This window comes from Pseudomonas sp. JV245A, from assembly GCF_032424515.1.
GTDB lineage: Bacteria > Pseudomonadota > Gammaproteobacteria > Pseudomonadales > Pseudomonadaceae > Aquipseudomonas > Aquipseudomonas protegens.
Genome location: NZ_VYKE01000600.1, coordinates 1 through 338, shown reverse-complemented (window position 1 = coordinate 338; position 338 = coordinate 1). Strand labels below are relative to the sequence as shown.

General features: G+C 64.2%; 1 protein-coding gene. It reads right to left on the bottom strand.

What is annotated here, in order from left to right; genetic code table 11:
* Positions 1–78: 78 nt before the first annotated feature.
* On the bottom strand, positions 79–338 hold a 260-nt coding region (locus tag F6S12_RS33220; RefSeq protein WP_315870049.1), incomplete at its 5' end, for a LysR substrate-binding domain-containing protein.

Below are 338 nucleotides of genomic sequence, written 5' to 3'. Positions count from 1 at the left end.
CTGCGAACGACTCGGAAGGAGGCGCCGCTCTTGAGGCCCTGAAGGCCCTGCGGGCCTTGTCACCGCCTGCGGCAGCAGCTACAGGTCGCGGTATTCCGGGCGCTGCGCCAGCCCTTGTTTCAGATAATCCACCAGCTTGCGCACTTTCGGTGACAGGTGCCGTTGCTGCGGGTACAGCGCCCAGACTGCGGTGTTGGGCGGTTGGTGAGCTTCCAGCAAGGAAATCAGCGTACCGTTCTGCAAGTGCTCCAGGACGTAGTAGTCCGGCAACTGGCACAGCCCCACCCCTTGCAAGGCCGCGTCCAGCACCGCCTGCCCGCTGTTGCAGCGCCAATTAC